The following is a 23,613-nucleotide window of genomic DNA, read 5'->3' as shown; positions in this document are numbered from 1 at the left end:
ATGACTACGTTTCAATCAAACGATATTTCCTTAGTGTACGAAGAGTTCGGTGAAGGCGAACCACTTGTGCTTCTACACGGGTTAACAGGAAATCGACATATGTTCGATCAAGATGTACAAGTATTAAAAAAATATTTTAGAACCATTGTGCTTGATGCACGTGGGCATGGGGATTCGGACAAGCCTTCTTCGTATACGTTAAATGATCATGTGGGAGATGTATTGAATTTACTCGATCATTTAGAAATTGAAGAAACGTATTTAATTGGCGTATCGATGGGCAGTTATATTGCTCAAGGAGTAGCGATTGCTTCTCCAGAACGCGTGAAAAAATTAGTGTTAGTTGCGACGAAGTCTGAAGGAAAAACTTCGTCTATGGAGGCTTTATTCGAAAAATATGCAGACGAGTTAAAGGGGTTAACTTTCTCTCAGAAAGTACTGAAAGTTTCCCCCTACATGTTTCATGATTTGACGGCTGTTGGTCAATGGAGCAAGGAAGCGGCAGAAAAAGGAACGCCGTTGACCGTTGAACAAATTACGGCAGCGAATAAAGCTCTAGAAGGTTTCGACTTTACGCAGGACTTGTATCGCGTCACCGCAAAGACCCTCGTCATTAGTGGGGATCACGATGAACTCAATCCTACCGAATTAGGGCGAGAAACAGCACGTCTTATTCCGATTACGACATTTGTAGAGTTTAAACAGTCAGGACATGCACCTAATGTCGAGCAACATTTACTATTTTTAGATTTTGTCCTGGAATTTTTAGACGTAAAATAATTTAAAACAGAAAGGAATGAGACTATGAAGGCGTATCAATTTTCGATAAAGCTTGAGGGTGTAGAACAGGAAGTTTGGCGTCGAATTGTCATTCCTGCGGAAACCAATTTTAAACGATTGCATGAAACGATACAGATGGCGATGGGTTGGTCAAATTATCATTTATACACATTTAATATTCCAATGGCTAATGGTCGAGTATTAGAGCTTGCTGAAGATCAAGATATGATGGATGACCATCGTTCACAAATCCATTCCGTCATCATGAACGTAGATTTAAAGGAACTAAATACAAACCCTGATTATCAACAATTGGTACGAACAGATATCAAATTGGCACAAAAAACGAAACTTCCAAGGTATGTTGAAAGCGTACCAACGTTTACCTACCGCTACGATTTTGGGGACAATTGGATTCATCATATTGAACTCGAAAAAACGATGGATGATTATGAATTTGTTTATCCTCAAATTTTAGATGGTGAAGGCAATTGTCCACCTGAAGATGTCGGAGGTCCTATTGGCTACGCCAATTTCTTAGAGGTAATGGAAGACTCTCAACATGAAGACCATGAACATTTGAAAAACTGGGCAGCCAGCCAAGGATACAGTGCATTTGACCCTACTTTCACGAACCAATTAATGCAGTCTATATTGAAGTTAAAAAAACGTTGAGGTGATGTGTGATGAAAGGCTATCAATTTATGGTGACACTAGATCATGTTCAGCCAGCAGTATGGAGACAAATCGCTATGCCTGCTGAGTTAGATTTTTATGACCTCCACTCAGTTATTCAAACCGCTATGGGGTGGACGGATTCTCATTTATTTTCATTTGAATTAGAAGAAGCAGAATCTACGAATAGAATAAGATTGTTAGGGGACGAGGAGTCAGTTGAGGAGAATTTCCAACAGGCGCAGCATTTCATGCAATCTCCACCTGAGAAAGGTTCATATGAAGAGAGCATGTTCCAGCACTTCATTCGAACAAAAGTTTTGTTAGCTCGTGATATTCACTTAGATACGTATGTAGAGGAAATAGAGTCGTTTACATATGCCTATGATTTTGGGGATGGATGGACCCATCAAGTGAAATTAGAGAAAATTATAGACGATTTCCAGTATGATGCGCCTACTATTCTAGCAGGAGAAGGCGATTGTCCGCCTGAAGATGTTGGAGGTCCTCCGGGGTATGAAGAATTTAAGCGAGTCATGAAAAACAAAAAAAATCCGGAGCATGCTCATATGAAAGCTTGGGCAAAAGAACAAGGATTTAAAGCATTTGATATAAACGAAGCGAATGAAACTTTGGAAGAAGAATGGTGTTAATAAAACCTGACCTCAAGATAAAAGAGGTCAGGTTTTTTCTCGTTATTAACTTACCGCTTCTTCTTTTTCATAAATCGGAACCCAGCCTTCTGTTGTGACAAAAATACGCACTGCGACTACTTTGCGGTCTTCCATTAACGTGAAGTAGTGACGCACGTTTTCAGGTACGGAAATTAAATCACCTGGTTGAAGTTCAACATCAAAAAATTCACCGTCTGCCGATTGAATCACAAAAATCCCATGACCACTTACGATAAAGCGCACTTCGTCATCCTCATGATGATGCTCCTGTTGGAAGTTTTTCAATAGTTGTTCTAAGTTTGGTGTCGTTTCAGATAGAGAAATCACATCAGCTTGTTGATAGTTTCTGCGCTCAGAAATATCGGCAATCTCAATCCCAAAGGCTGATAAAATTTGTTGTTTCTCTTCGTCCGATAAATCGAATTTTTCACGAAGGTCTTCTGGTAGTTTTTCGATATCCCATTTTTCATAGATGACTTCATTTTCATTTAAAAATTCAATCACTTGTGTTGGATCTTCAATGCGTTCTCCGTTTGCATGCTTTTTAATGAATGCCATTTTAAAAACTCCCCACTCTGTTTTTTATGGTTGCTAGTTTCACTTGGTATGAGAACAAAAACTCCCAGGCTTCAAGTAGCTTTTTCGCCTCAAAAGCGTCTCTTCCCCACACGGTAATGCCATGATTTTCAATTAAGACCGCTCCTGTATCCCCAATCACATATCGATCAAATTGTTCGGCAAGTGTTGGGATATGCGCGACATTTTGAATAATGGGAATATGCACTTTGGCATCTTGTTCCCATGAGCCTAACGCTTTAATGATTTCGTTGCCCGTAAACTCGATATGTGTTTCATGTTTATACAATTCAGTGATCACATTGTTATCAATTGTATGTACATGAAGTACACAACCTGCATTTGTTTTGTTGTAAATTTTCGCGTGCAATAAGGTTTCGGCGGAAGGTTTCGATGACGTTTCTTCTATACGCTCACCGTTTTTATCGACTAATAAAAAATCATGACTCGTAAATGTGCGCTTGTCTTTTCCAGAAGCTGTGACGAGAAAGGTCAAAGGTTCATTGGAAACTTTAATGGATAAATTGCCGCTTGTGCCGTAAAACCAATCGCGTCCAGCTAGCTCTTTTTTAACAGCCGCTAGTTCGTTCCAACGTGTTACATATAGACTCATGAATGTACCTCCCGCTTCTCCAAAATGTGTATGACATCGTGAAATGTGGTGAATGGTTCATAAGGAATGGCCAGCTCCTCACATTTTTCGATGAGAAAATCCCTTGCAATGACTTTGTCTGCCAGCTTTGCGGCTTGCAAATCAGTAATGGAATCACCAATCACGATTTTATAAGTGTTTTCGTCACTTAACTTGCGAATAATAGACGGTTTGCAGCACCCACAACCGTTTGTGCAAAGTTCGTCACAGCTGTGTGGCCACTCAATGGCAATTGACTCTCCAGAAAAATCCGCCTCATTACAATAAATATGTTGTTCTTCTATCAAACCTTGTAAAAGAGGCTGTACGAAGAAGTCAATGCCCCCTGAAACGATGTATAACGGGATGTGATGTTCTTTCGTATACGCGACGAATTCTTCAAAACCATCTCGAACTTCAGCTTGCGCCAAAACAAATTGAATAACTTCATCTTTTTGCGTCGCTGGTAGCAAGTGAAATAATTGCGAAACACCTTGCTGAATCGTCTTTTCTTGACTGAGAATCTGATCTTTGATCGCTTCCCATTGTGGTGGAGCAAATCTCTTCATGATTGCCATGATGTTGTCATTCATTGTGATCGTGCCGTCAAAGTCACAAAAAATAATGGGTTGCTTCATCGGACTTTGTCACCCCACAATTCAAGAGCTAGTCGAAGCTCTTCATGGTTTTGCGCCACTTCAGATAAGGATCGATTAGTTATCGTTGCATCCACTGCCTGTCTAAACGCTTTCCCTCCTGCTGTTGCCCCTCCCGGATGACCGTGCACGCCGCCTCCAGCATTAATCACGGAGTCCAATCCAAAATCGGCAATGAGTTGCGGCACCATCGCTGGATGAATACCTGCTGAAGGGACTGGCAAGGTTTTATTCAACAAACCTGGCTCTGTTAGTTCTTTGGCTATATCGAGTGTTTCTTGCTTAGCTAATGCGACACTGCCGTAGGGCGATGGGAATAAAGAGAAATCCGCTCCTGTATACCGAAGCAACTTCCCGAGTAACAAGGAATTTGATACACCATAAAATGGGGAAGGTGTAATTGCGCCTGAGAAAGCTGGGTGGGCCATGATCGGAACGGTAATTTCCTTGTCTTCAGCTAAACTTTGAAGGACATCTAGACCATATGCAAAAACGTTAAATAATAGTATATCCGCCCCTAAGTCAACCGCCTTTTTCGCTTTTTCTTTCAAGTCATACGTTCTCCCAGTTAGGTTCACTGCAAAACGCGTACGGTGACCGGTTTTCTCATACACGTTTTCTAACACTTCTTTCGCTTTCGTTATTCGTTGTTCAAATGGGGTTAACGGATTATCGAATAAAATCTCATCATCTTTTACAAAATCCGCACCACCGAGAGCCTGTTGCTCTAATTGGCGAGTGAAAAAGTCGATATCTTTGCCGATGATTCCTTTGAAGATGCTCATGACAAATGGGCGGTTTTGGACACCAGTTAATGTGCGAATTCCCTCAATGCCAAATTGCGGTCCTGGGAAGTGATTGAGTAGCGTCTCATCGAATGATAAGTCCGTTAGTTTAATTTCACCATCTAGCGATAATTTGCCAAACGTTGTCGTCAAAATGGCGGGAATGTCTGCGCTGAAATTTGCTGTAGGATAGGCAATTTCAATGATTCCTTTCGTTCGTGTTTCTGCAAAATGGCCAGCTGTTGTTCCAAGAGACTCCACACGCACGACTCTCCCTTTATGTTTTTTCAATTGTTCTTGTTCAAGTAATGGCAAATCGGTCCATGAACCGATCGTTAGCCCTAGGGCGATGCCTTCTGCTTTTTTCTCTAAGTTTTCTTCAATGCTATGTACCAAATACGTAGCCTTCACTTCTGACACGTCGATCACCTCTTTATTCCAAAATAAAAAACCTCTTCACAAAAAAGAAGAGGTTAGTAAGAACTAACATCCTCTTATCTGTCAGCCACTGCTGCAAGAATTAGCACCGTGCCTACTCGCGTAAGTCGGTTGCCGGGTTTCATAGGGCTAGTTCCCTCCACCTGCTCTTGATAAGAAAAATGTAGATATGAATTTTTTGAAATCTAAATTGGATTATGACAGGATACAAAATTGTTGTCAACACAATTTTCTAAAAAGTTAAAATATAATTTTTAGGAAATAAATTTCAACCCAACAGCAGCTCCTAGCACCATCGAAATGAAAAGAATGCGTAACCCTGTTCTTGGTTCTCCGTAAAAAATCATGCCTAAAACGGCTCCACCAGCTGCCCCAATACCTGTCCAAACTGCATACGCAGTTCCCATTGGAAGAGTTTCCATTGCTAGTGCTAAAAATAAAAAGCTTGCAGTAAAACTAACGACTAATCCTGCAATGGACTTCCAGTTTCGCTCTTTATGCACTTGATTAATCATGAGGACGCCCGTCATTTCAAATAAGCCCGCCGTAAATAAAAAGATCCATGCCATTAGGTCATCTCCTCCTCATGTTTCGTTACAAGCTTCAAACCAACAACCCCAACTAACAACATAACAATTAAACCAATCTTCGCTAAGCTAATGGTTTCACCAAAAAACACACTATCAGCTACTACCGTTCCTGCTGTTCCTAATCCCACAAATACGGTATAAACCGTACCAACGGGCAATGTTTTTCCAGCCATGATCATCAGATAGAAGCTGATGGCAATGGCGATGATCGTGCCAAGCCATGTCCAACTATCATCTGCGTGTTTTAGGCCAATCACCCAGCACACTTCAAAACAAGCGGCTATGATTACTTTCATCCATTCTTTATTCATAAAAATAGTCTCCTTAAATTAAAATAAGCCCGAGAAATGAACGTATGTCTACGTTATCTCCCAGGCTTTTATCCTTCCGTGTATCTTTGCAGAGTGCAAAGCGTTTTCTCTCGGACCAGTCCAAACGAAGTGTTTGCGGAACCCTAGAAAACTTGTTCGCCAAGCTTGAATGGCGCTTTATGAAATTCATGTATGCAGTAAGGATATTACAGACTCCTGCTAGAGTCAAAAGAAATGGGTTTAGATTAGCAATCTTTCCATGCTTTCTCCAACAAGATGGAACGAAATGCAGGTAATAGCGAATCAAAATCTTTCGAATGCAATTCTTCACGAGTGACCCATCTACTTTCAGAATGCTCGTCATTTAGTTGAAAATTCTTTAACTGGTGCTCTGAAACTGTTACAGCATATGTATAGATAAGTCGATAGATTGGCTCACTAACTGTTTGCCCTTCAAAAGTACGGACATGGATTTCCTTTAATCCCTCTAAATCCATATTCGTTTCTTCTTTCACCTCACGAATCGCAGCTTCTGCTGGAATCTCGTTAACTTTCACTTTACCCGCTGGAACATTCCATACACCGGGAGCGACGACCGCTTCGGTGGAGCGCTTGGTTAACAAGATTTTGTCTTCGTGCATTAAGATGATTTCTACTGAAACGCGGTAATTTGGATGTTTGTTCATATTCATTCTCCGTTTTCTATGAGAAATATAACTTGCGCTCAAAAAAATGCCGTGCACTTGAAGGCATCGGCATTGGAAATTTACTTTAAAAAGTTTTATATCACTTTATTGGAAGGCTGATATTGTTTGGATACAACAACATCGTCTTCTACAAGTACATAGGGATGTGTCTCCATCAAAAAGGTTTTAACATACTCAGGCAATTTCTCCCCATCGTAAGCACAAATTAATGGGAATGATAGTGCATTTACTTCTTCATCTACTATTTTCTCGAAATCCTCAATGAGATACAGAGGTTCTTGCATTGATGCCCATTCCACATGTGCCCATGATCGGAATGCAGTGTCGCTTTGAATATATGGTTGAACCACTTTTTTAAAATATTCATGAATAGCAGGTGGGTGATAACTGCCACTTGAAAAGTAAAAATCTAAACTGTTTACATAGTGAACAAGCTCCAATTGCATTTTCGAATATTTAGAATTCAGCTCTTTTTGAATTTCAGGATAAAGACGTGCATTTTCAATCAAGATAATAGATTCACCAGCAATAATTCCATCATGAATATAATTCAAAACTTGTTTCATATAATCTTCTACTTCATGAAAAGAATACAGAACATGAACATTCCTTTGGTCCTCAATCAACTGATTCATTTTGGTACTCAATAGAATCATTCCTTCACTATTCTTTTTATTGATTATACTAGAATTTTCAAAATAGAGCAAAACAACTGGCTAAATGTTCCAATTATCAATGTATACATCATATTCATAGGAAAACCACAAATATATAATACGTTTGAGATATCTATTTGATATGATACTGGCTAGTAGATTATGGTTTATTTCAAAATAAAAACCCTCTTTTTTCAAGAGAGTTCACCTAACTATCTATTATCGTGCTTTGATGGGAATGCCTTGTTTCTTTTGAAACGGAAATTTCCCCATCACTCCAGCAACGCTGCTAATAGCGAAAACCGAAAATAATGCAATTGGAAATGCAGATTTTCTAAGACTTTGTTGTGTCATCAAATGGCCTCCTTCTTTGACTCTTATATTTTAAGTGTAATGAAACTATATGAAAGAAAAGTGAAGGACATGTTAAGGATTGTGTAGCAAGGGTAAAATATTTAGGACAAAGGATTTTCTTTTTTCGTGGTAAACTACTACCATATACAGGTTGAAACGAGGTTTAAGAATGATTCGAACATTTGGTGTTACGGCTGATAGCCAATTAGAAATGGACTTCCCATTAGAAGAGCTTCATAAAAAATCATTCGAGTGGTATTGGGTCGATTTTGATCAACCAACTCAGGAAGAATGGATCTTGTTAGATTCTTTCTTTCAATTTCATCCCCTTGCGATAGAAGACTGTTTGCATCGATTGCAGCGTCCAAAAGTCGATTTTTATGGTGACTACCATTTCTTTGTAGTACATACGATGAATGAAGAAACACTAGAAGCTGAAGAGTTAGACTTATTCATTGGCAAAAACTTTGTCGTGACTTTCCATCATACCCCCGTTGAGGAGTTAGATTTGGTAAGGGAGAAACTACAAAGGGATTCCTCATTTTGGGAGCGTGGATCGATTTACGCCATGTACCAAATTCTCGACAAAGTGGTCGATTCTTATTTCCCTTTAGTTTATAAAATCGAGGATCACTTAAATGAAATTGAAGATCAAATGACTTTTGATATGAAGCATTTTTCCATGGAGTCTGTTTTTGATATGCGTAGTGATTTATTGTGGTTGAGACGAACCATTTTGCCGATGCGGGATTTAATGTACCGTGTGTTAAGTTCGAGTCGTTTTGATTTGCAAGGTCATGAGAGAGCCTATTTCGCTGACATTTCCGATCATCTTGTTAAACTAACGGAAATTGTGGAATCCAACCGCGAATTGACTGCAGATATTCGAGACAGTTACATGGCGATGAACTCGAATCGGATGAATCGAATTATGATGATTTTAACGATTGTCTCGTCTATTTTTATTCCGTTAACGTTTATCGCTGGTGTGTATGGGATGAATTTTGAGAACATGCCTGAGCTCAATATGGAGTATGGTTATTTCTTTACTCTTGGGGCTATGATTTTTATTGGACTTGCGATGCTTGTGTGGTTCAAATACAAGGGCTGGATGAATTTATTTAAACAATAGTAATAAAGAATGTAGACACATAAAAAATGTTGATTTCCATTGTGGTGAACGCTTTCCTCGGTGGCCAACAGGATGTTGGTTTCAAAGACGTTGCCACAGGATGTGGTGTTCTTAGTCTTTGTTCTACATTCAGCCGCTTCCCTCGCGATGCTCAGTCCAGGGGCTTCAGTTCTTGCTGATTCCGCTGGAAAGATTGGGACCAAAAAATTTGGTGCTAATCTTTGCGACGAAGCTAGCGAAGCGATGCAACGCACTTTCATGTTTCGAAGCTAGCGGAGCGATGCAGAAACAGGAGCAGGTGTTTTACGTCACCTCCATTCCAATCAACAAAAACAAGTAGTGAAAAATTAATCCTTTCTCTACTTGTTTTTATTTGATGAAACTCATTGAACAGCACCAGTTCATTGAATACGAAATAATTAATGTGCATTCGCAAAAATCACTTCGAATAGCCTAATACGGTTCCTTGTATCCTTTCCACTGGTAACAAGCCAAAATCTTTGCTGTCTGTTCCTCGCCACCACTGATCAACTAACACGAATACTGTGCCTTCTTCTACGTGTACTGGATTCATTTCCGTTTTAAAATATCTCTTCAGCCCATCAACATCTTCTATCCTACTTAGATCAGCATGTTCGAAGTACTCTTCTTCTGTGATACCTCTTACGGTGGCCTCACCATAGAAAGTATCCAATTTTTCGTGATTTATATAAACGTGACCATACCTAATCATGACTGTCTCTCCAGGCAATCCGACAACTCTTCCTAAATAGTTTTCTGGAATTCTGGGGTTTTTCTTAATTGCCGAATCAAGCATTTTGTAATAAACAACATCACCGCGCTCAAGAGTTTCATCATTTGGATTTACTACTAATTCACTGTGTGTTATTGAATCATAATCATGATTTCCTCTATCCATTGCGTCTGAGCCCCATTCCACCAACATGTGATCTTCTTCTGGTGTCACTATTTCAATTTCTGGGGAAGTATTGTCATCTGTAATCATTTTTAATTCTGGTGTGCAACCCGCTAACAAAAGTCCGAGTATAATAAAAAAAAGTTTATTCAAACCACCAACTCCCTTTTACATATTATACCAATATCAAGTCCGTTCACTCCTTTGTTTTGTGAATTTTCTGTGAATTAAAACCGAAATAGTAGGAATAATTCTTCACATCTAAATTTCAAACAAAAAAATCTGTGGGCAAATTTGAATTTGTCCACAGTCTGATAGAAATTTTTCATAATTTTCTTAGTCATAAAATTAACTTCGTAAAAATCCACCTTCTGAATGGATTATCTGCCCTGTTATCCAATTTGCATCTTCGCTAGCAAGAAATCCTATTATGCGTGCAGCGTCTTCGGGTTTTCCAATACGTCCCGTTAAGAATTTAGGGAGGAGATGATTTCTTATCTCGTCTGTCATCCAGTTTGAATCTGTTGGTCCCGGATTAACCGCATTTACTGTTATACCTAAAGGCGCGAGCTCTGCTGATAAAGACAAAGTAAAGGCAGAGATTGCTCCTTTTGTTGCGACATACGCCAGATTACCAGGCATGGGACCTAGTTCTTGACCGGATGTTAAATTAATAATTCGTCCCCAAGTTTTATCCTCTTTTTGAAAGCGACGAGCAAACTCTACACAAAGGAGACAAGTCGCTCTTATATTAACATTGTAATGTTCATCCAGTGTCTTTGAATCTAAATCCATATATCCCGAATCGATTGAATGTGCTGCGTTATTGATTAAGATAGACGGAAAACCTAGTTTGTTTGTGACTGTATCCAATAATAAAAGAGGAGATTCACTTTTAGATAAATCGATTTCTAATCCCTCGCAACGAACGCCATTTTGCGAAATGTCACTTTGAAATTCATCTGCCCAATTAGAATCGGAATTCCAATAAGTAAAGAAAATATCAATTCCTTGAGAAGCTAATTTGCGACATATAGCTGCACCGATTCCATTGTGATTACTTACACCGGTGATAATAGCAATTTTATTTTGTTGATTTGTCATTAAAAACCCTCCATATAGTGGGGATTTATGATTGAGTCAAAAGCAGACACACAGAGGTATCTGCTTATAGAATGGAGTGTGTATAACTCCAGACCATATTTCCCTTGAAAATGTGCTCAGAATGGTATTCTAGTTGCATTCATATTCGGTTACTTCATTTTAATTTTCATAAACAGGTACCATTTCGTGATGCTTGTATGTCCCATTCTTAATTTCGCCCTCAACTAATTCATTTATGAAGAAATAAATTCTTAGTCCATCTTCAGTTTGTATAATCTTTGCCAACTTGTCATTTTCTCCATCTTTCACCTGCTTTATTTTATTATCATTTATTAACCCGTAATAAACATAGAAATCATCAAGATTAGTTCCCGCCGAACTTAGATCTATATCTGTTTGAAGTGGAAGTGAACCTCCTCCAAAATACCACTCCCATTTAGCATCCTTTAGCTTGATAAATCCATAATGAAGATTGTTGTCTTTCGTATAAAAGATTAGAATACCGTCTTTAACAACTTCTAGATGACTTATCTCATCTACCTCCATATTGGTATCTTTCATTTCACTAAGTAGTTGTTGTTCAATGGTAGGCTGGTCACTGTTGTTATCGCAAGAACTTAATAAAAATATTGAAGCAATTATACAAATTTTAATCCATTTATTCTTTCGCATTTTTTCTTTCCCCCGAACTTAAAAATGGCGGGTACATCGTAATCGCGTGGTTTTCCGTAATGAACTGATCATCAATGCATTCATTATTTCGGTTATAGACTTCTCGGTAAATGGTGTTGTGTCGAACGTATCCTCCCCATTGTTCTAAGGTAAACTGATGGTCTTTCTCATAAACTTTATAGGTGTTTGTTGGTTGGCTAACAGATCTCCATTCACCCACTAACGAGACATCCGTTAAATAAATGATGAGTTGATATGGTTCGGTGGTTTCGTTTTTTATTTGAAGATCTAAGTAGTTATAAGCACAAGTTGCTCCACTTCCGAATGGTTGGCTACGTTTAGAATCAGGGAAAACATCGTAGCTATGACGGTATCTTTCCGTAACTGTTAGCGGTGTATGTAAAGTCATCCAGTAAATTAGGTTTGATAATTGGCATAAGCCACCGCCTACCCCTGTTGTTACTTTGCCATAATGCAATATCATCCCGTCTACATAGCCTTTTCTTTTCGTTGTGGCACCAATTGTTTTCCAATATGAAAAGGTTTCACCGGGTTGAATCACGATATGGTTAATCTTTTTAGCAGCGATCTTTAAATTTGTTACCTTGTTATACTGCAATTGCAAATCGACATCTTTTAATTGGCGGAGCAAAGGCGTTCGATGTTTAAATACACTCTGAGGAAACTTCTCTTCCCTTTTGTTCTTCGCATATTTCTTGTCATCAAATACCCACTCCGTATATCGTTTCATTCGATACACTTTCTTTCCGAAAAAAATACGTAAGTTGCTTCGTTTGATTGGTTTTAATGAATTCACTTGAATACCCCTTTAATTATTCTTTATCTCTCTATATAATTATTCCTTAATATGGTATTCGATACGTTTTTGAATTTACCTTCTGTTAATTTCAATAGGTATACTATTGTTATCAAATTTTTTGAAAGGATGTATGGAATGAGAGCACCGCAAGAGATACTAGATGTCTGGCACTTATTCGATGATAAACCGATGGATACAGTGATGAAATTCTGGTGGTCAAAGCAGCCTGGAGGCGGAGGGCAGCGAAGTGTTTCATTAATAAAAGAGCATTACGCACAATATGGAGTTGCGGGAAATTGTGTGGACTTGTCATTATGGTTAATTGAAGAATTTCGTAATAGAGGAATCGAAGCTTATGGGATAGCGGATGATGTGAATGCAGAGCGAGCACATATAGCAGTGATTGCAGTTGATCAGAACGGCAATAAGTATTTATGCGACCTTGGAGATCAATGGATTCAACCTATATTAATAAATGAAAACCTTGATGCTTCTCAAGAGTGGTTATCTGGTTATTTCCCTGCAGCAAAAGTAAAACAAGAAACCATCGGTCACAAAACTAAATTGCTATTTCAACGCCCAAATGGCAAAGTATCTTCTTCTACCTTTAATACGGCACCATTGAAAGATGATTTTCTGTGGGATCTTTCAGAGCGGGTACAACTTGTGTTTCGTAAGAGTCCACTTATTGAAATTCGACTTCCAATAAAAGATGAGATCGCTCATTGGGAGTTCGATAATTGGACGAGTTTTTTAAGTACATCCGAAAAATTAACGAAGGAAGAGTCCAATTTATCACTAGATGACTGGGTTCAACGAATTCATATGAGGACAGGAATGAATAAAGCGTTTTTAGATGAGGCATTGAGGTATTATAAAGAGCACGACTAGTAGAAATCTTACCTAGTTAACTTCCTCGTGAGACGTGTTAGTGCGATACATATCCGATCTTGACCGATAAATCACTCAGTTTGTGCGATGAACTCTCTAGAGTGACTGATAAATTTTTCAAGCGCTACATTCAATTTCATTTACGCTACTGCATTTGTTAATGCTCTCCATTTCAATGCTCACATAAAGAAAAGGACTACCAAAAAGTCAGTTTTCACTGGCTTTCTTGGCAGTCCTTTTCACTTTTAAAACTCAATTGTTTCTGGTGGTTGACCACTTTTGTTCATCAATCGAATGGTTTCTGGTTTCACGACAAGGATCACTAAATCCGGATCTTCTGGTCCCTCAAACCAGTTTTTCATATGATCGTTCCAGATTTTTTCTTTTAGACTTTCGTCTGTACTTTCGCTGACTTTTCCTTCGATTTCTAGGAAAGCATCGCCAAACCCTTCACCTTCATATCCAATTAAAATATGTGTGTAAGGATTTGCTTCAATGTCTTCGACTTTATGTGTGTTTTTATTCGTCGGTGTATATAGGGTGAAGTCTTCATTGAAAAATGTCATGTACCTTGAATGGGGTTTGTTACTTTTCACTGTTGCCATTGTCCCGATGCGGCTTTCATTTAAAATGTTCAATGCTTGTTCTTTACTCATTTAAAAATCAGCTCCTTTTCGAAAGTATTCCTTTCACGATAGCCAATTAAACATACGAATGTGCTGTTATTCTTTTACATAACGATAGAGGATATCGTCATCCGCACTTGGTGATCCGCGACCGTCTGTATTATTCGATACAAAGTAGAGATGTTCGCCATCTGAAAATACATCTCGAATTCGGCCATAGCCTGTGATGGTTTCTTCGATTTCAGCTGTTTCACTGTTCACAACTAAAACGCCTTCTCCGCGTAAGGCAGCTACATATAGCTTACCTTTATGGAACGTCATACCAGATGGAGCCCATGTTGTATTTGCACCCGAATGTAGTAATGGCGCTACAAGCCCTTCTCTTTGTTCATTGCCTTCAATAAGCGGCCACCCATAATTTTTGCCTTCTTCAATTCTATTAATCTCGTCATTAGCGGACTGACCATGTTCAGAGGCAAACATCTCTCCGTTTTTATTCCAAGCAATGCCTTGAGGATTTCGATGACCCATACTAACAACTGACCACGTGTTATCTTCATTTAACCGCATGATTTTCCCGTTTTTCGAAGTTGGGTCTTGTGCCAAGTTCGGATTTGAAGCGTCACCGATTGTGACATATAAGAGTTGATCTGGACCTATTTCTAATCTTCCACCATGATGAACATTCCCAGTTAAAATGCCATCTAACAGAATGGCTGTTTCCGTCCATGTATTGCCGTCTAATTTTAAGCTAACGACACGATTATACGGTTGTCCTTCTACATCGTACGTATAATAAGCAAACGCTTCCTTCTTTTCTTCAAAATTAGGCTTTATTACAAAACCTAAAAGTCCCGCTTCGGATACCTTTGCTAGAGGTGACGATAGTTTGACTTGCTGATGCGTGACTTCTCCATTTGAAGAAACCCTTGCAATGGTTCCAACTCTTTCTGAAATAAAGAAGTCTTCTCCATGTTTATTGATTGACCAAGGAATTTGGAGATTTGTAGCTACTTCTTGAACAGATTTTTTTGCTTCTGTATCATTTGAAAAATCGAGATACCCACAACCACTAAGTAAAACCATTGCTGTGACTAGAATGATTAATTTTCTCATGCGTTAGCACCTCTTTCTCTACTTCTTTTTATTATACTGAATATTCAGATATGTTATCTATTGAAACACGTTGTTTAAAGTATTTCTCCTGGGGTATACATCTATTAACATGAACTGAAGGAGGAATTGCATTGACGAAAGATAATGGATTGACAGACAAACTTAAAGGTGAATTTAATCAAGCCAAAGGTGAAGCTAAAGACCAGTTTGGAGATGCTACAGATAATAAGAGCCTTCAGGCAGAGGGTAAAGTAGATAAAGTTAAAGGTAAAGCTCAAGAAGAGCTTGGCGAATTAAAAGATCGACATACGGATCGCACATAAGTAAACAAAAACAGTTGCTCTCATTTGTTGAGGGCAACTGTTTTTATGTTAACAAAGCAATCGCTTGTTGTAAGGTCGGTAAATAAGTAGATGTGTTAACTTCTCGATTTTTTAGGAAATGCGTATGCATCGGCTTAACTCCCACAATGTATGTTTGAATTCCCATGATTTGCAGTGTTTCCATGAATGCTTGAAATAAAGAAATGCCGATATCGGTAATCTGATCGATTCCATTAAAATCAAATATCACGGTTGTGTAATCTTGTTCATATAAAGTTGCTGCAAGGCGATCCTCGGTGTTCGAAATTAACTCTTGATCAAAGTAACCAAACAAAGGAACGAGGGCAACTTTATTGGATAACCCAATGACGGGCGCAGATAATTGCTTAATTTGTTTTAGCTGTGTTTCGGCTAACTCTTTTTGTGATAATAATTCGAAATCCACAGTAGCAAGACGATTTTGATGTTCTTGAACGACACTCATTATCTTATCTAACTTACTGCCAATGGCATAACATTGTAAAAAACCTTTATCATCTTTCCAAGTGATCGAGACGGCAAAAAGCTCATAGCTATTTACTTCTGTTTTCAAGGTGATTTCAATGGATTTAAGCAAATCATCACCTAGTAAACGTCGTTTTTTCGCATGGCTTCCTTCATCCATAATATCGGTGAAACACTGGATATCTCCAAACACTCTTTCAGCAGATGCTGATAATTCAAGCACATTAAATGAACGATCAATGATAAACGTCGGAAATGGAAGTTCTTTAATTATATTCATGCATCTTAACCTCTTCCAATTCTGTCATCCACGTTTGTAACTCTTCAAAGTCACTTACCATCTTGGTTTTCGGTGATGAGTACTTCAATAAATCATAAGAAGACAATAATCTACTACCCACAATGATTTGCGGATGACTATTTATCTTTTCTAAAGCATCTACGTATGATTTAAGCTGATCTAAATGATGAATGATGGTTAACGATATTCCGATTACATCAGGAGAAAAACGCTGAGCAGCTTCAACTGCATAGCTAAGTGGCAAGTTAGCCCCCATAAAACGCACATTCCATCCCTGCTGCTCAAATACATGCGCTGCCATCTTCATACCTAATGAATGTTGTTCCTTCTCCACACTGAAAAACATGGCCTTCTTAGACGAATTTGTTAATGGTTTCTTCTTCACGACACTATGGAATTTAGCAAGTACAAAATCACAAGTAGACGTCGCTAAATGTTCATCGGCCACCGTAATTTCATCCTCTTCCCACATACGTCCAATCTCTTGCATCGCTTTGGTTACATAATTTTGATAAATAGATGCAACCGTGGTTTGATTCGAATAGAGTGTTTCAAGCATTTGAAACGCTTCGTTTGATTGGCCATCAATTAGGGCAAGTGCTAAATTTTTCGGGGTCATTTCTTTCACCTCAGTCCATCAACTTTCGACTACTGAATCGCTTGAATTCCTTGTAGCAGAATATTTTGGTACGTACTTACTTGTGGGTCATCACTCGACTCTAATCGATCATGGATTCGTTGAAAATTATCGATTACATGATGTTTATTCATCCCGCGAGCAGTAAGTAAGTTGGTCAGCCATACCGCATAATTGGAAAACACTTCTGGCTGTCCTAGTTTTGCAGCTGTATCCAAATGATCGAAATGATGATGATTATCTTCGTAGCATCGTGCTTTCCCAGCATCGCCAAAACGCGCCAAAATCTCTGGATACGCTTCATATATTTCAATAACAACTTCATCGATTACTTTTTCTCTGGCTTGTTGGTTCATGTTGCCACCACTTGGTATTTCGATACTTTCGGGACAATCGCTGCTAATTCTTGGTCTGGATAATTCTTTTCTAGATCATGTACTTGCTTAAAGGCATCACTTGTAACCCACTTCATATAGGCAGCTTTATCCACCCATTGCATATGTACGGTTAACTCCTCAGGACGCTTTTCGTTTTGTAATAAATGAAAGGATTCAAATCCTTCAAATGTATCCACAAGTCGAGACCGATTTTGATAAATCGCAATCACTTCATCAGACTTTCCCTTTGGAACATGTACCATCGAATGGACAATATACACAGGCTCGATCCCCTTTCATTTTGTACTTTTTTGATTTCAGTCTTAATATCTTATCATATTTTTGTTCGGATATCTAAATATACGCTTTAGTCGACCAATTAAAGAAGGCACTTTTTACAAGATTATTCCGCTTTTACATAAAGGTGTAAAGCCCATTGTTCACCTTTTAAACCGTTGTATCGACGACCTTCATCTACAAATCCGCCTTTTAAATAAACCGCTCGTGCAGCCTCATTCATATCATTTACCCCTAAAACCACTTCATCAAATTGAGGGAAATGCTCACGAATAAAATCGGGTAAAGCTAAAATTGATTCCTTTGCAATTCCTTGTCCTTGGTAATCAGGATGAATCGAATACCCTTTGAGCAGAACTGAATTCGGATTTTCCGTATAAAAATAGCGATCATCGCTAACTTCTAATATAAAAAATCCCGCGACTTGGTTACCTGCTAAAATCGTTACAGGTGTTTGTGAATGTGAATCTTCTTTTAGTAAGTCCAGTGGATGAGCTGTGAACTCTAATTGCTCCGGAGTTAATGGGTAAAAGGTAAAAGATTGTTGGTGATCGGGTTGATATGGGAGTAACGTGACTTCTGTTGACATGTTCATCTCTCCTTATTTTCTAATAGAATATTGGTTTCACTTACATCCTTCGTAAAGGTTTAAGAGCTTTGCAGGGTAACGACCACAATTTCTGGCAAATTAAATAATCGCAAGGGGAGGATACTGTTCCCTAATCCTCGACTAATCACCAATTTGGATTGTTCTTTTTCATGTATACCGGCTGTGAATTTTGGGAAGAAGCCTTGACCTGGAGCGATTAACCCTCCTACAAATGGGATACGAAATTGACCGCCATGTGCATGACCAGAAAAAGTTAAATCGATTTCAAACTCTTCATAAGTTTGAAAGTCTTCTGGCCGATGTGCAAGTAATAAGGTAAAAACATCACTTCGAATTTCTGCTTCACCTAACATTTCTGATGCAGTCTGTCCCATTAACGGATCTTCAATACCGCTTATAGCGATAGAGTCATTTCCATGTTCAAGCATAAGGGTTTCATTCGAAAGGACTTGGACACCAAGTGCTTTCAGTTCCCTTTTAATAAGCTCAACTTCATTGGTTGCAACTTCATGATTTCCCGTTACATAATAGACGTCTGCTAATTTCACTAACTGATTCACGAGATCTAAGCTATTGGGTAAATCATAGCGCCTGCTATCCACCAAATCTCCTGTAATAACAATCAAATCCGGTTTAGCTTGTTTCACTTTTTTCACTAATCGCTGTTGATTTTCTCCAAAAGTGGCATCATGCAAGTCGGACACTTGCACAATGCGATACCCATCAAATGCGGCTGGGATATCTGGCGAACTAACTTTGTGATTCGTCGTGGTGATCCAGTTATTATTTAAATAAATAAAAACGATGATACTTAGTAAAATAGAGACATATTTTATTAATTTAAAAATCATTATTAACTCCTTTTAATAAGCTAGCCCCACTCTCGTGCCAATAAACTGTGGATCTAACAATTCATTGTAGGCACATAACGCCGTATCCCCTACTGATATCTCAACGCCACCTTCAGGTAAAAAGTTTCTTTCATTTCGCCACTGACCAGTCACTTCTCCATCTGGCAAGTAAGTCGGACAGATAATTGTCCACTCTAAATCTGTACTCTTTAATTGTTCGTATACCTTTGCGTGCTCTTCAGCAGCAAAAGTTAAGCGACGTTTCGATTCGGTGGATTGAAATCGATACACATCGGGATTTGTTCTGCTTTGCAAAATACCCGCTGTCCCAATCGTAATAATTCGCTCGACATTACCCGTTTTCATCGCTTCAATTATGAAAGGTATGGCATCCGTTAATGTCGTGGTTTTATCGGTTCCAATGGCACTAATGACGGCATCCGCATTTTCAATCGCTTGACTCACAAGTTCTTTATCTCGAATGTCCCCAGTGAGTAAGCTTAGATTGTTATGAGTCGGTAATTTTGATGGCGTGCGAACCAATGCGGTGACGTGATGTCCATCTCGAAGTGCGAGTTTAAGAATTTCACTCCCTACCCTACCTGTTGCACCAAAAAGTGTTATATTCATTGATATTCCTCCATGTTTTCCTTCTTTACTAATGGCTGTCTATAACATAGCCACCTGACTAGAACTATTATCCAAACTCTTTTTGATGATGTTTTTTGCGTTTGAGATAATCCTCATCTTTACGAATTTTGTCCCACTGCTTTTTAAAAATAGCTGCAGATTCTGCTTTGATTGGATCTATGACTCTCTCTTTAATGGAGCCGTCTTCATTGTACTTACGGCCACCCTTGTAATTCGTATATCGTCTAGCTCGTGTATAGCCCATTTGAATGAATTTACGAGTCATATCCATCCCTACAAAATCATTCTTCTCACGATACTCCTCAAACAATTCCATAATCTTTGTAGACGATTCTTTTGCTATATCCGGTGTTTTAAAGCGCCAGTGTGGGAGAATTTCGCTTTTATACGGTTCTACTAATAATACCCCCTGCTCGCCACGTCCTACACGATACAACTCGGGCTTTTCGCGAAAATTAATCGTATCAAAGTCTAAATCATAATCAAACGGCATGGTCGAATCACTCCTTTACTTCCCATACCCTTTATGTAGGTGCAACAACCTCCAGTTTTACACGGTCGGGATCTTCAAAAAAAACAGCATAATACTGATTTCCTCCTGCATAAGGATGACGGTCCTTATACAAAACACTTACTTGACGTTCTTTTAGTGCCAAAGTAAGTTGATCTACTTGCTCTCTAGATTCTCCATGGAACGCTAAGTGGTTTAATCCGGTATGTCCTCTGTGATATGAATGCTCTAGATGGTTCATTTCCGTTTGAACAAATACAAGGTAGGTTTTATCTTTTATATAACTAAAGCCTTTTGGCCATTCTTGATACAATTCATAACCTAGATGAGGTAAAAGAAATTGATAAAAGTTTCTCGATTTTTCTAGATTGGAAACATTGATTTCTACGTGATGCAACATGGAATCCACTCCTTTTTTTAAGGATACCATAGCAGGAGATTTTCCTTTCATGTCGAAAATATATAACCGAAAGGGTGTGCTATTTAATATGGGGAAATCAAAAATTTCATACATAGGGCAAATTGCAGTGAATGTAAAAGATGTAGGAAGAGCAGTTGAATTTTATCGGGATGTTGTTGGCTTACCACTTTTGTTTGAATCAAATGGATTAGCCTTTTTGCAATGCGGAGAAACACGGCTACTATTGAGTTTGCCAGAAAAAGAAGAATTCAATCATCCTTGTTCAGTTATGTATTTCAAAGTGGACGATCTGCACGAAAAAGTAAAGATCATGAAGGAATTAGGAGCTCATTTCATCGATGAACCACATATGGTTGGCAAAATGGGGAACACCGAGATTTGGATGACGTTTTTCAACGATACTGAAGGTAATACGCAGGCAATTATGAGTGAGATTGAATAACGACCTCAAGTAATTGTGTATGTATCGATTAAACGGAGTAAGAAATGGGGAAATGAGTAATTGAAAGGGTATAAAAAACACTATGGTAAGCATAGTGTTTTGGCTCCTTTAGTAAAATAGTTTCGGTTGAATTAGTTTCCCATCCCAATCTTACTCAAGTTAACAATCCCCTATAAAACACTATTATGTTTATTTTTTTGAAATCACAGTAAACATGCCAGTCATATTTGGGGAGAAGTCTTTAAAATTAAATTTCTCATAGAACGTTTCTTTACCTTGTGATGCAAATAGTCCAACAAACGACTTGTCCGGGGCATTTCTATTCAAGTATTCAACCAAAAGATTCATTATTTCATTTCCAATACCATGTTTCTGATAATCTGGATGAACCACAATATCTTGGATATAAAAATAAATAGCTCCATCGCCAACAATTCTGCCCATACCCACAATTTGTTCATTATCTTTAACTGTGATGCAGTGGATAGAATTCTTTAGTGATGCTTCCGCTACTTCAAAATTCATATAATTAGCCCATCCCACAGACTCACACAAATATTTGTATTCTTCCAGAGTTGGCATATTATTTTCAATTTTATAGTTTTTCAAAATGTTACCTCCCATACCTCAAACTTCACCAATATATATACGACATCGTTTTATTTACTCCTCTTCTTCGGCTTCAGCTATCCTGCCGCGTTTGAAGTAAGACTAAGTGATTTTCAATTGATAGGTCTAATTTTTAATTACAATTTCACCTTCACCTCTAGGCACTTCGAAACCATTAAGGTAAGAAGTTAAGAGTTCTTCTGAAATAGGAAATGAATTTGCATCAAAACGTTTGTTACGTAATTTAAGTCGTTCACGTAAATCATTTGAATGAACTTTTAAATAGATAAGTTTCCATTTACCTCCAGAATCCTCAATAAGTTTTTTGTATTGGTTCCTTCTTACACAATCCCAAAAACTGAAGTCAATTACCACCTGTTGTTTATCATGAATAAGCTTTATTAATCGGTTGCGTAATCTTCTTTCTGCTTCTTTCCTGTATGCCTCGAATTTATCCATTGGGAAATCTATCCCCCAACGACCATTAGTAGCCCATATTTCTTCATCAATAGAAAGACGAACAAAACCTTCCTTTTCTAGTATTTGTGAAAAAGTAGTTTTCCCTGATCCAGCCACACCACACATCATCACCACTAAAGGAGTTACATCATTTCGTTCACGATGAATTAAGTCAAAGTTAAATTTTTCAAACATCTGCATATTCCCCCGAATTGCTTGATGTGAATTTTTCTATACGTCAAATCCTAAACTATTAATCTTCCACGCATTTTAAACAATATCTATTTCTTTAATGTCATAAATAATGAAGGGTTTAACTCACTACTTTCAATTACAATAGCAGTCAAACCCTTATCTGTCTTCGTTTCATGCCATTCATCTTTTTCCCAAAAGACTGCGTCTCCAGGCTGAACTTTAATGTTCTGCATTTCATCATTGCGAACATATCCTTCTCCATTGATTACTAACAAAAGTTGAGGAACTACTGCCTGGTGATATCCTACAATGCCATTTTCCTCTAAGTGCATACAGCCAATATTAGATGCTTTATCTGTTTGAATAACACGAGCCATAATAAAATTCGAATTAAATTTCGAGATCCTTTTACCAGTATCTTGACTGAATTTATAAAACTCCATTAAGTACCTCCAAAGTAACTGTTTACACTTCACTCATTCAACCAACTAATTAAGTAAATGCTTATTTAGTGGAACACGTTCATATTCGTGAAAAGTTTTCAAAAGATGAACCGCTTAAAATTAACTTAAAAATTTTTCACGTCTCTATCTTCATTAAATCCAGAGGAGTCACGATACCGACAAGACCATTTTCATCTGTAATAAGTAATGCTTCGAGTCTTCGTCCTTTAGCGATGGCATCCTTAAACATTTCTTCCGCCTCGAAAATGGATAAATTCCTTGGAACAAAAAGATGATTTTCCTTCTTCTTTTCATGTTGAAGAATAGTTTCTAGGTCTATTTCCCAGGAAATATCGCCTGTTTCGACACGATTTGCTACCCAAAACATGATGCCTATTGCGGTTAATAAACCAACAAATTTATTGTCTTTGTATATAGGAATTTGTGTGTACTGTTTATCACGTATCACCAATAAAGCTTCTTTCAAGGTATCTGATGCTTGAAGTGTACTAACTTTTCTAGCAAACATTTCCCCTACCGTAATTGGCTTTGTTAGTTCTTGTTCTATGGCTTCAATTGATTCCACAATTTCATCATGTGGTTCTGCAATGGCATACTCTGTTGATGTACGTTGATGTACAATGGCATTGCGCAATGTGGAGAATTCTCTTAAATCATTTTCAAATCGACGTATCGTTGCATTTTTACGTTTGGATAGTTCAATTAATCTAAAGAATGAAAGATGGTCTTTTGCTCCAATAATATCTTTCATCGCTTGTTCAATTCGATGAAAAGCCGTTAGAAAGCGATCGGAATTGCGATTCGCATTTTCAACTTGAGTTTGTTTGTCCATTTTGCATTCCTCCCATATG

At 38.2% G+C, this 23,613-nt stretch carries 35 protein-coding genes and 2 riboswitches; of the genes, 7 read left to right on the top strand and 28 right to left on the bottom strand.

The genetic code is table 11. From position 1 onward, the window contains the following. From AC3EA5_RS02020 to AC3EA5_RS02010, 3 genes are read left to right on the top strand one after another with little or no spacing between them, the layout of a single operon-like run. Window positions 1-780 carry an alpha/beta fold hydrolase gene (locus tag AC3EA5_RS02020; RefSeq protein ID WP_488606879.1) on the top strand — a complete coding sequence of 260 codons (780 nt, stop codon included), beginning with the start codon at window positions 1-3 and terminating at the stop codon, window positions 778-780. A 24-nt stretch (window positions 781-804) separates the two neighbouring features. Continuing rightward, window positions 805-1,455, top strand: a complete 651-nt coding sequence (locus AC3EA5_RS02015; protein WP_488606878.1) for a plasmid pRiA4b ORF-3 family protein — start codon at window positions 805-807, stop codon at window positions 1,453-1,455. Between the two features lie 11 nt (window positions 1,456-1,466). After that, window positions 1,467-2,108, top strand: coding sequence for a plasmid pRiA4b ORF-3 family protein (locus AC3EA5_RS02010; protein WP_488606877.1), 642 nt, complete (start codon window positions 1,467-1,469; stop codon window positions 2,106-2,108). A 45-nt stretch (window positions 2,109-2,153) separates the two neighbouring features. Here the strand turns inward: AC3EA5_RS02010 and AC3EA5_RS02005 are convergent, their stop codons facing one another. The 9 genes from AC3EA5_RS02005 to AC3EA5_RS01965 all read right to left on the bottom strand — a co-directional run bounded on the left by AC3EA5_RS02005 (window position 2,154) and on the right by AC3EA5_RS01965 (window position 7,833). Further along, window positions 2,154-2,687: a cupin domain-containing protein gene (locus AC3EA5_RS02005; protein ID WP_488606876.1), complete on the bottom strand. Its 534-nt coding sequence runs from the start codon at window positions 2,685-2,687 to the stop codon at window positions 2,154-2,156. A 1-nt stretch (window position 2,688) separates the two neighbouring features. Continuing rightward, the gene (locus AC3EA5_RS02000) at window positions 2,689-3,318 is read right to left on the bottom strand and encodes a methylthioribulose 1-phosphate dehydratase (protein WP_488606875.1); all 630 of its coding nucleotides are present in this window, start codon (window positions 3,316-3,318) and stop codon (window positions 2,689-2,691) included. Continuing rightward, window positions 3,315-3,974 carry a 2-hydroxy-3-keto-5-methylthiopentenyl-1-phosphate phosphatase gene (locus AC3EA5_RS01995; RefSeq protein WP_488606874.1) on the bottom strand — a complete coding sequence of 220 codons (660 nt, stop codon included), beginning with the start codon at window positions 3,972-3,974 and terminating at the stop codon, window positions 3,315-3,317. The genes AC3EA5_RS02000 and AC3EA5_RS01995 overlap by 4 nt, the downstream gene beginning before the upstream one ends. Beyond that, window positions 3,971-5,197: a 2,3-diketo-5-methylthiopentyl-1-phosphate enolase gene (locus tag AC3EA5_RS01990; protein WP_488606873.1), complete on the bottom strand. Its 1,227-nt coding sequence runs from the start codon at window positions 5,195-5,197 to the stop codon at window positions 3,971-3,973. The genes AC3EA5_RS01995 and AC3EA5_RS01990 overlap by 4 nt, the downstream gene beginning before the upstream one ends. Window positions 5,198-5,268: 71 nt before the next feature. Further along, a riboswitch (SAM riboswitch) is annotated at window positions 5,269-5,374 on the bottom strand. 95 nt (window positions 5,375-5,469) lie between these two features. Further along, window positions 5,470-5,784 (bottom strand): DMT family transporter, encoded by a 315-nt coding sequence (locus AC3EA5_RS01985; RefSeq protein ID WP_394190081.1) that lies wholly within the window; start codon window positions 5,782-5,784, stop codon window positions 5,470-5,472. Continuing rightward, complete coding sequence (locus AC3EA5_RS01980) at window positions 5,784-6,116, bottom strand: DMT family transporter (RefSeq protein ID WP_488606872.1); 333 nt, start codon at window positions 6,114-6,116, stop codon at window positions 5,784-5,786. Before AC3EA5_RS01980 ends, AC3EA5_RS01985 begins: the two co-directional genes overlap by 1 nt. A 55-nt stretch (window positions 6,117-6,171) precedes the next feature. After that, a riboswitch (guanidine-I (ykkC/yxkD leader) is annotated at window positions 6,172-6,274 on the bottom strand. Window positions 6,275-6,361: 87 nt separating this feature from the next. Then, entirely contained in the window at window positions 6,362-6,802 is a 441-nt protein-coding gene (locus tag AC3EA5_RS01975) for an NUDIX hydrolase (RefSeq protein WP_488606871.1), read from the bottom strand. A gap of 95 nt (window positions 6,803-6,897) precedes the next feature. Beyond that, window positions 6,898-7,479 (bottom strand): MEDS domain-containing protein, encoded by a 582-nt coding sequence (locus AC3EA5_RS01970; RefSeq protein ID WP_488606870.1) that lies wholly within the window; start codon window positions 7,477-7,479, stop codon window positions 6,898-6,900. Window positions 7,480-7,698: 219 nt separating this feature from the next. Further along, window positions 7,699-7,833, bottom strand: coding sequence for a hypothetical protein (locus AC3EA5_RS01965; RefSeq protein ID WP_488606869.1), 135 nt, complete (start codon window positions 7,831-7,833; stop codon window positions 7,699-7,701). A gap of 169 nt (window positions 7,834-8,002) precedes the next feature. Between AC3EA5_RS01965 and corA the strand changes: the two genes are divergently transcribed. Next, window positions 8,003-8,965 (top strand): magnesium/cobalt transporter CorA, encoded by a 963-nt coding sequence (gene corA / locus AC3EA5_RS01960; protein WP_488606868.1) that lies wholly within the window; start codon window positions 8,003-8,005, stop codon window positions 8,963-8,965. A 439-nt stretch (window positions 8,966-9,404) separates the two neighbouring features. Here corA and lepB read toward each other — a convergent pair whose 3' ends face one another. From lepB to AC3EA5_RS01940, 4 genes are all read right to left on the bottom strand, one after another. Further along, window positions 9,405-10,034, bottom strand: coding sequence for a signal peptidase I (gene lepB, locus AC3EA5_RS01955; RefSeq protein ID WP_488606867.1), 630 nt, complete (start codon window positions 10,032-10,034; stop codon window positions 9,405-9,407). A 195-nt stretch (window positions 10,035-10,229) separates the two neighbouring features. After that, window positions 10,230-10,985 carry an SDR family oxidoreductase gene (locus AC3EA5_RS01950; protein ID WP_488606866.1) on the bottom strand — a complete coding sequence of 252 codons (756 nt, stop codon included), beginning with the start codon at window positions 10,983-10,985 and terminating at the stop codon, window positions 10,230-10,232. A gap of 159 nt (window positions 10,986-11,144) precedes the next feature. Then, window positions 11,145-11,657, bottom strand: a complete 513-nt coding sequence (locus AC3EA5_RS01945; RefSeq protein WP_488606865.1) for a hypothetical protein — start codon at window positions 11,655-11,657, stop codon at window positions 11,145-11,147. Further along, a complete protein-coding gene (locus AC3EA5_RS01940; RefSeq protein ID WP_488606952.1) occupies window positions 11,644-12,480 on the bottom strand; it encodes a VanW family protein in 837 nt (278 codons plus the stop codon). The genes AC3EA5_RS01945 and AC3EA5_RS01940 overlap by 14 nt, the downstream gene beginning before the upstream one ends. Before the next feature lie 132 nt (window positions 12,481-12,612). On the opposite strand from AC3EA5_RS01940, the gene AC3EA5_RS01935 reads away from it, so the two are divergent. Continuing rightward, entirely contained in the window at window positions 12,613-13,368 is a 756-nt protein-coding gene (locus AC3EA5_RS01935) for a hypothetical protein (RefSeq protein ID WP_488606864.1), read from the top strand. Window positions 13,369-13,613: 245 nt separating this feature from the next. On the opposite strand, the gene AC3EA5_RS01930 is transcribed toward AC3EA5_RS01935, so the two are convergent. Then, entirely contained in the window at window positions 13,614-14,024 is a 411-nt protein-coding gene (locus tag AC3EA5_RS01930; RefSeq protein ID WP_488606863.1) for a pyridoxamine 5'-phosphate oxidase family protein, read from the bottom strand. A 66-nt stretch (window positions 14,025-14,090) separates the two neighbouring features. After that, window positions 14,091-15,110 carry a PQQ-dependent sugar dehydrogenase gene (locus AC3EA5_RS01925; protein WP_488606862.1) on the bottom strand — a complete coding sequence of 340 codons (1,020 nt, stop codon included), beginning with the start codon at window positions 15,108-15,110 and terminating at the stop codon, window positions 14,091-14,093. Between the two features lie 131 nt (window positions 15,111-15,241). Here AC3EA5_RS01925 and AC3EA5_RS01920 point away from each other — a divergent pair, with 131 nt between their 5' ends. Next, window positions 15,242-15,433: a CsbD family protein gene (locus AC3EA5_RS01920; RefSeq protein WP_394190061.1), complete on the top strand. Its 192-nt coding sequence runs from the start codon at window positions 15,242-15,244 to the stop codon at window positions 15,431-15,433. A 43-nt stretch (window positions 15,434-15,476) separates the two neighbouring features. Here AC3EA5_RS01920 and AC3EA5_RS01915 read toward each other — a convergent pair whose 3' ends face one another. From AC3EA5_RS01915 to AC3EA5_RS01875, 9 genes are all read right to left on the bottom strand, one after another. Next, window positions 15,477-16,217, bottom strand: a complete 741-nt coding sequence (locus AC3EA5_RS01915; RefSeq protein ID WP_488606861.1) for an STAS domain-containing protein — start codon at window positions 16,215-16,217, stop codon at window positions 15,477-15,479. Continuing rightward, the gene (locus AC3EA5_RS01910; RefSeq protein WP_488606860.1) at window positions 16,204-16,857 is read right to left on the bottom strand and encodes a cobalamin B12-binding domain-containing protein; all 654 of its coding nucleotides are present in this window, start codon (window positions 16,855-16,857) and stop codon (window positions 16,204-16,206) included. The genes AC3EA5_RS01915 and AC3EA5_RS01910 overlap by 14 nt, the downstream gene beginning before the upstream one ends. Window positions 16,858-16,886: 29 nt before the next feature. After that, window positions 16,887-17,231, bottom strand: a complete 345-nt coding sequence (locus tag AC3EA5_RS01905) for a hypothetical protein (RefSeq protein WP_488606859.1) — start codon at window positions 17,229-17,231, stop codon at window positions 16,887-16,889. Then, a complete protein-coding gene (locus AC3EA5_RS01900) occupies window positions 17,228-17,533 on the bottom strand; it encodes an antibiotic biosynthesis monooxygenase family protein (protein ID WP_488606858.1) in 306 nt (101 codons plus the stop codon). The genes AC3EA5_RS01905 and AC3EA5_RS01900 overlap by 4 nt, the downstream gene beginning before the upstream one ends. Window positions 17,534-17,655: 122 nt before the next feature. Further along, complete coding sequence (locus AC3EA5_RS01895; protein ID WP_488606857.1) at window positions 17,656-18,138, bottom strand: GNAT family N-acetyltransferase; 483 nt, start codon at window positions 18,136-18,138, stop codon at window positions 17,656-17,658. A 59-nt stretch (window positions 18,139-18,197) separates the two neighbouring features. After that, on the bottom strand, window positions 18,198-19,010 hold the full coding sequence (locus AC3EA5_RS01890) for a metallophosphoesterase (RefSeq protein ID WP_488606856.1): 813 nt from the start codon (window positions 19,008-19,010) through the stop codon (window positions 18,198-18,200). Window positions 19,011-19,022: 12 nt separating this feature from the next. Next, window positions 19,023-19,640 (bottom strand): NAD(P)-dependent oxidoreductase, encoded by a 618-nt coding sequence (locus tag AC3EA5_RS01885; protein WP_488606855.1) that lies wholly within the window; start codon window positions 19,638-19,640, stop codon window positions 19,023-19,025. A gap of 67 nt (window positions 19,641-19,707) precedes the next feature. Next, a complete protein-coding gene (locus tag AC3EA5_RS01880) occupies window positions 19,708-20,154 on the bottom strand; it encodes a DUF4385 domain-containing protein (RefSeq protein WP_488606854.1) in 447 nt (148 codons plus the stop codon). 31 nt (window positions 20,155-20,185) lie between these two features. Continuing rightward, entirely contained in the window at window positions 20,186-20,572 is a 387-nt protein-coding gene (locus AC3EA5_RS01875; protein WP_488606853.1) for a VOC family protein, read from the bottom strand. 49 nt (window positions 20,573-20,621) lie between these two features. Between AC3EA5_RS01875 and AC3EA5_RS01870 the strand changes: the two genes are divergently transcribed. Further along, the gene (locus AC3EA5_RS01870) at window positions 20,622-21,035 is read left to right on the top strand and encodes a VOC family protein (protein WP_488606852.1); all 414 of its coding nucleotides are present in this window, start codon (window positions 20,622-20,624) and stop codon (window positions 21,033-21,035) included. Window positions 21,036-21,224: 189 nt separating this feature from the next. Here the strand turns inward: AC3EA5_RS01870 and AC3EA5_RS01865 are convergent, their stop codons facing one another. From AC3EA5_RS01865 to AC3EA5_RS01850, 4 genes are all read right to left on the bottom strand, one after another. After that, window positions 21,225-21,659 (bottom strand): GNAT family N-acetyltransferase, encoded by a 435-nt coding sequence (locus AC3EA5_RS01865; protein WP_488606851.1) that lies wholly within the window; start codon window positions 21,657-21,659, stop codon window positions 21,225-21,227. Between the two features lie 111 nt (window positions 21,660-21,770). Then, on the bottom strand, window positions 21,771-22,298 hold the full coding sequence (locus AC3EA5_RS01860; RefSeq protein ID WP_488606850.1) for a P-loop nucleotide/nucleoside kinase family protein: 528 nt from the start codon (window positions 22,296-22,298) through the stop codon (window positions 21,771-21,773). An 86-nt stretch (window positions 22,299-22,384) separates the two neighbouring features. Beyond that, window positions 22,385-22,741 (bottom strand): cupin, encoded by a 357-nt coding sequence (locus AC3EA5_RS01855; RefSeq protein WP_488606849.1) that lies wholly within the window; start codon window positions 22,739-22,741, stop codon window positions 22,385-22,387. Between the two features lie 136 nt (window positions 22,742-22,877). Beyond that, window positions 22,878-23,594: a CBS domain-containing protein gene (locus AC3EA5_RS01850; protein WP_488606848.1), complete on the bottom strand. Its 717-nt coding sequence runs from the start codon at window positions 23,592-23,594 to the stop codon at window positions 22,878-22,880. Between the last annotated feature and the right edge of the window lie 19 nt (window positions 23,595-23,613).

Source organism: Paenisporosarcina sp., from assembly GCF_057785155.1.
The sequence above is the reverse complement of the archived record's forward strand: the minus strand, read 5'-3'. Positions and strand labels throughout refer to the sequence as shown.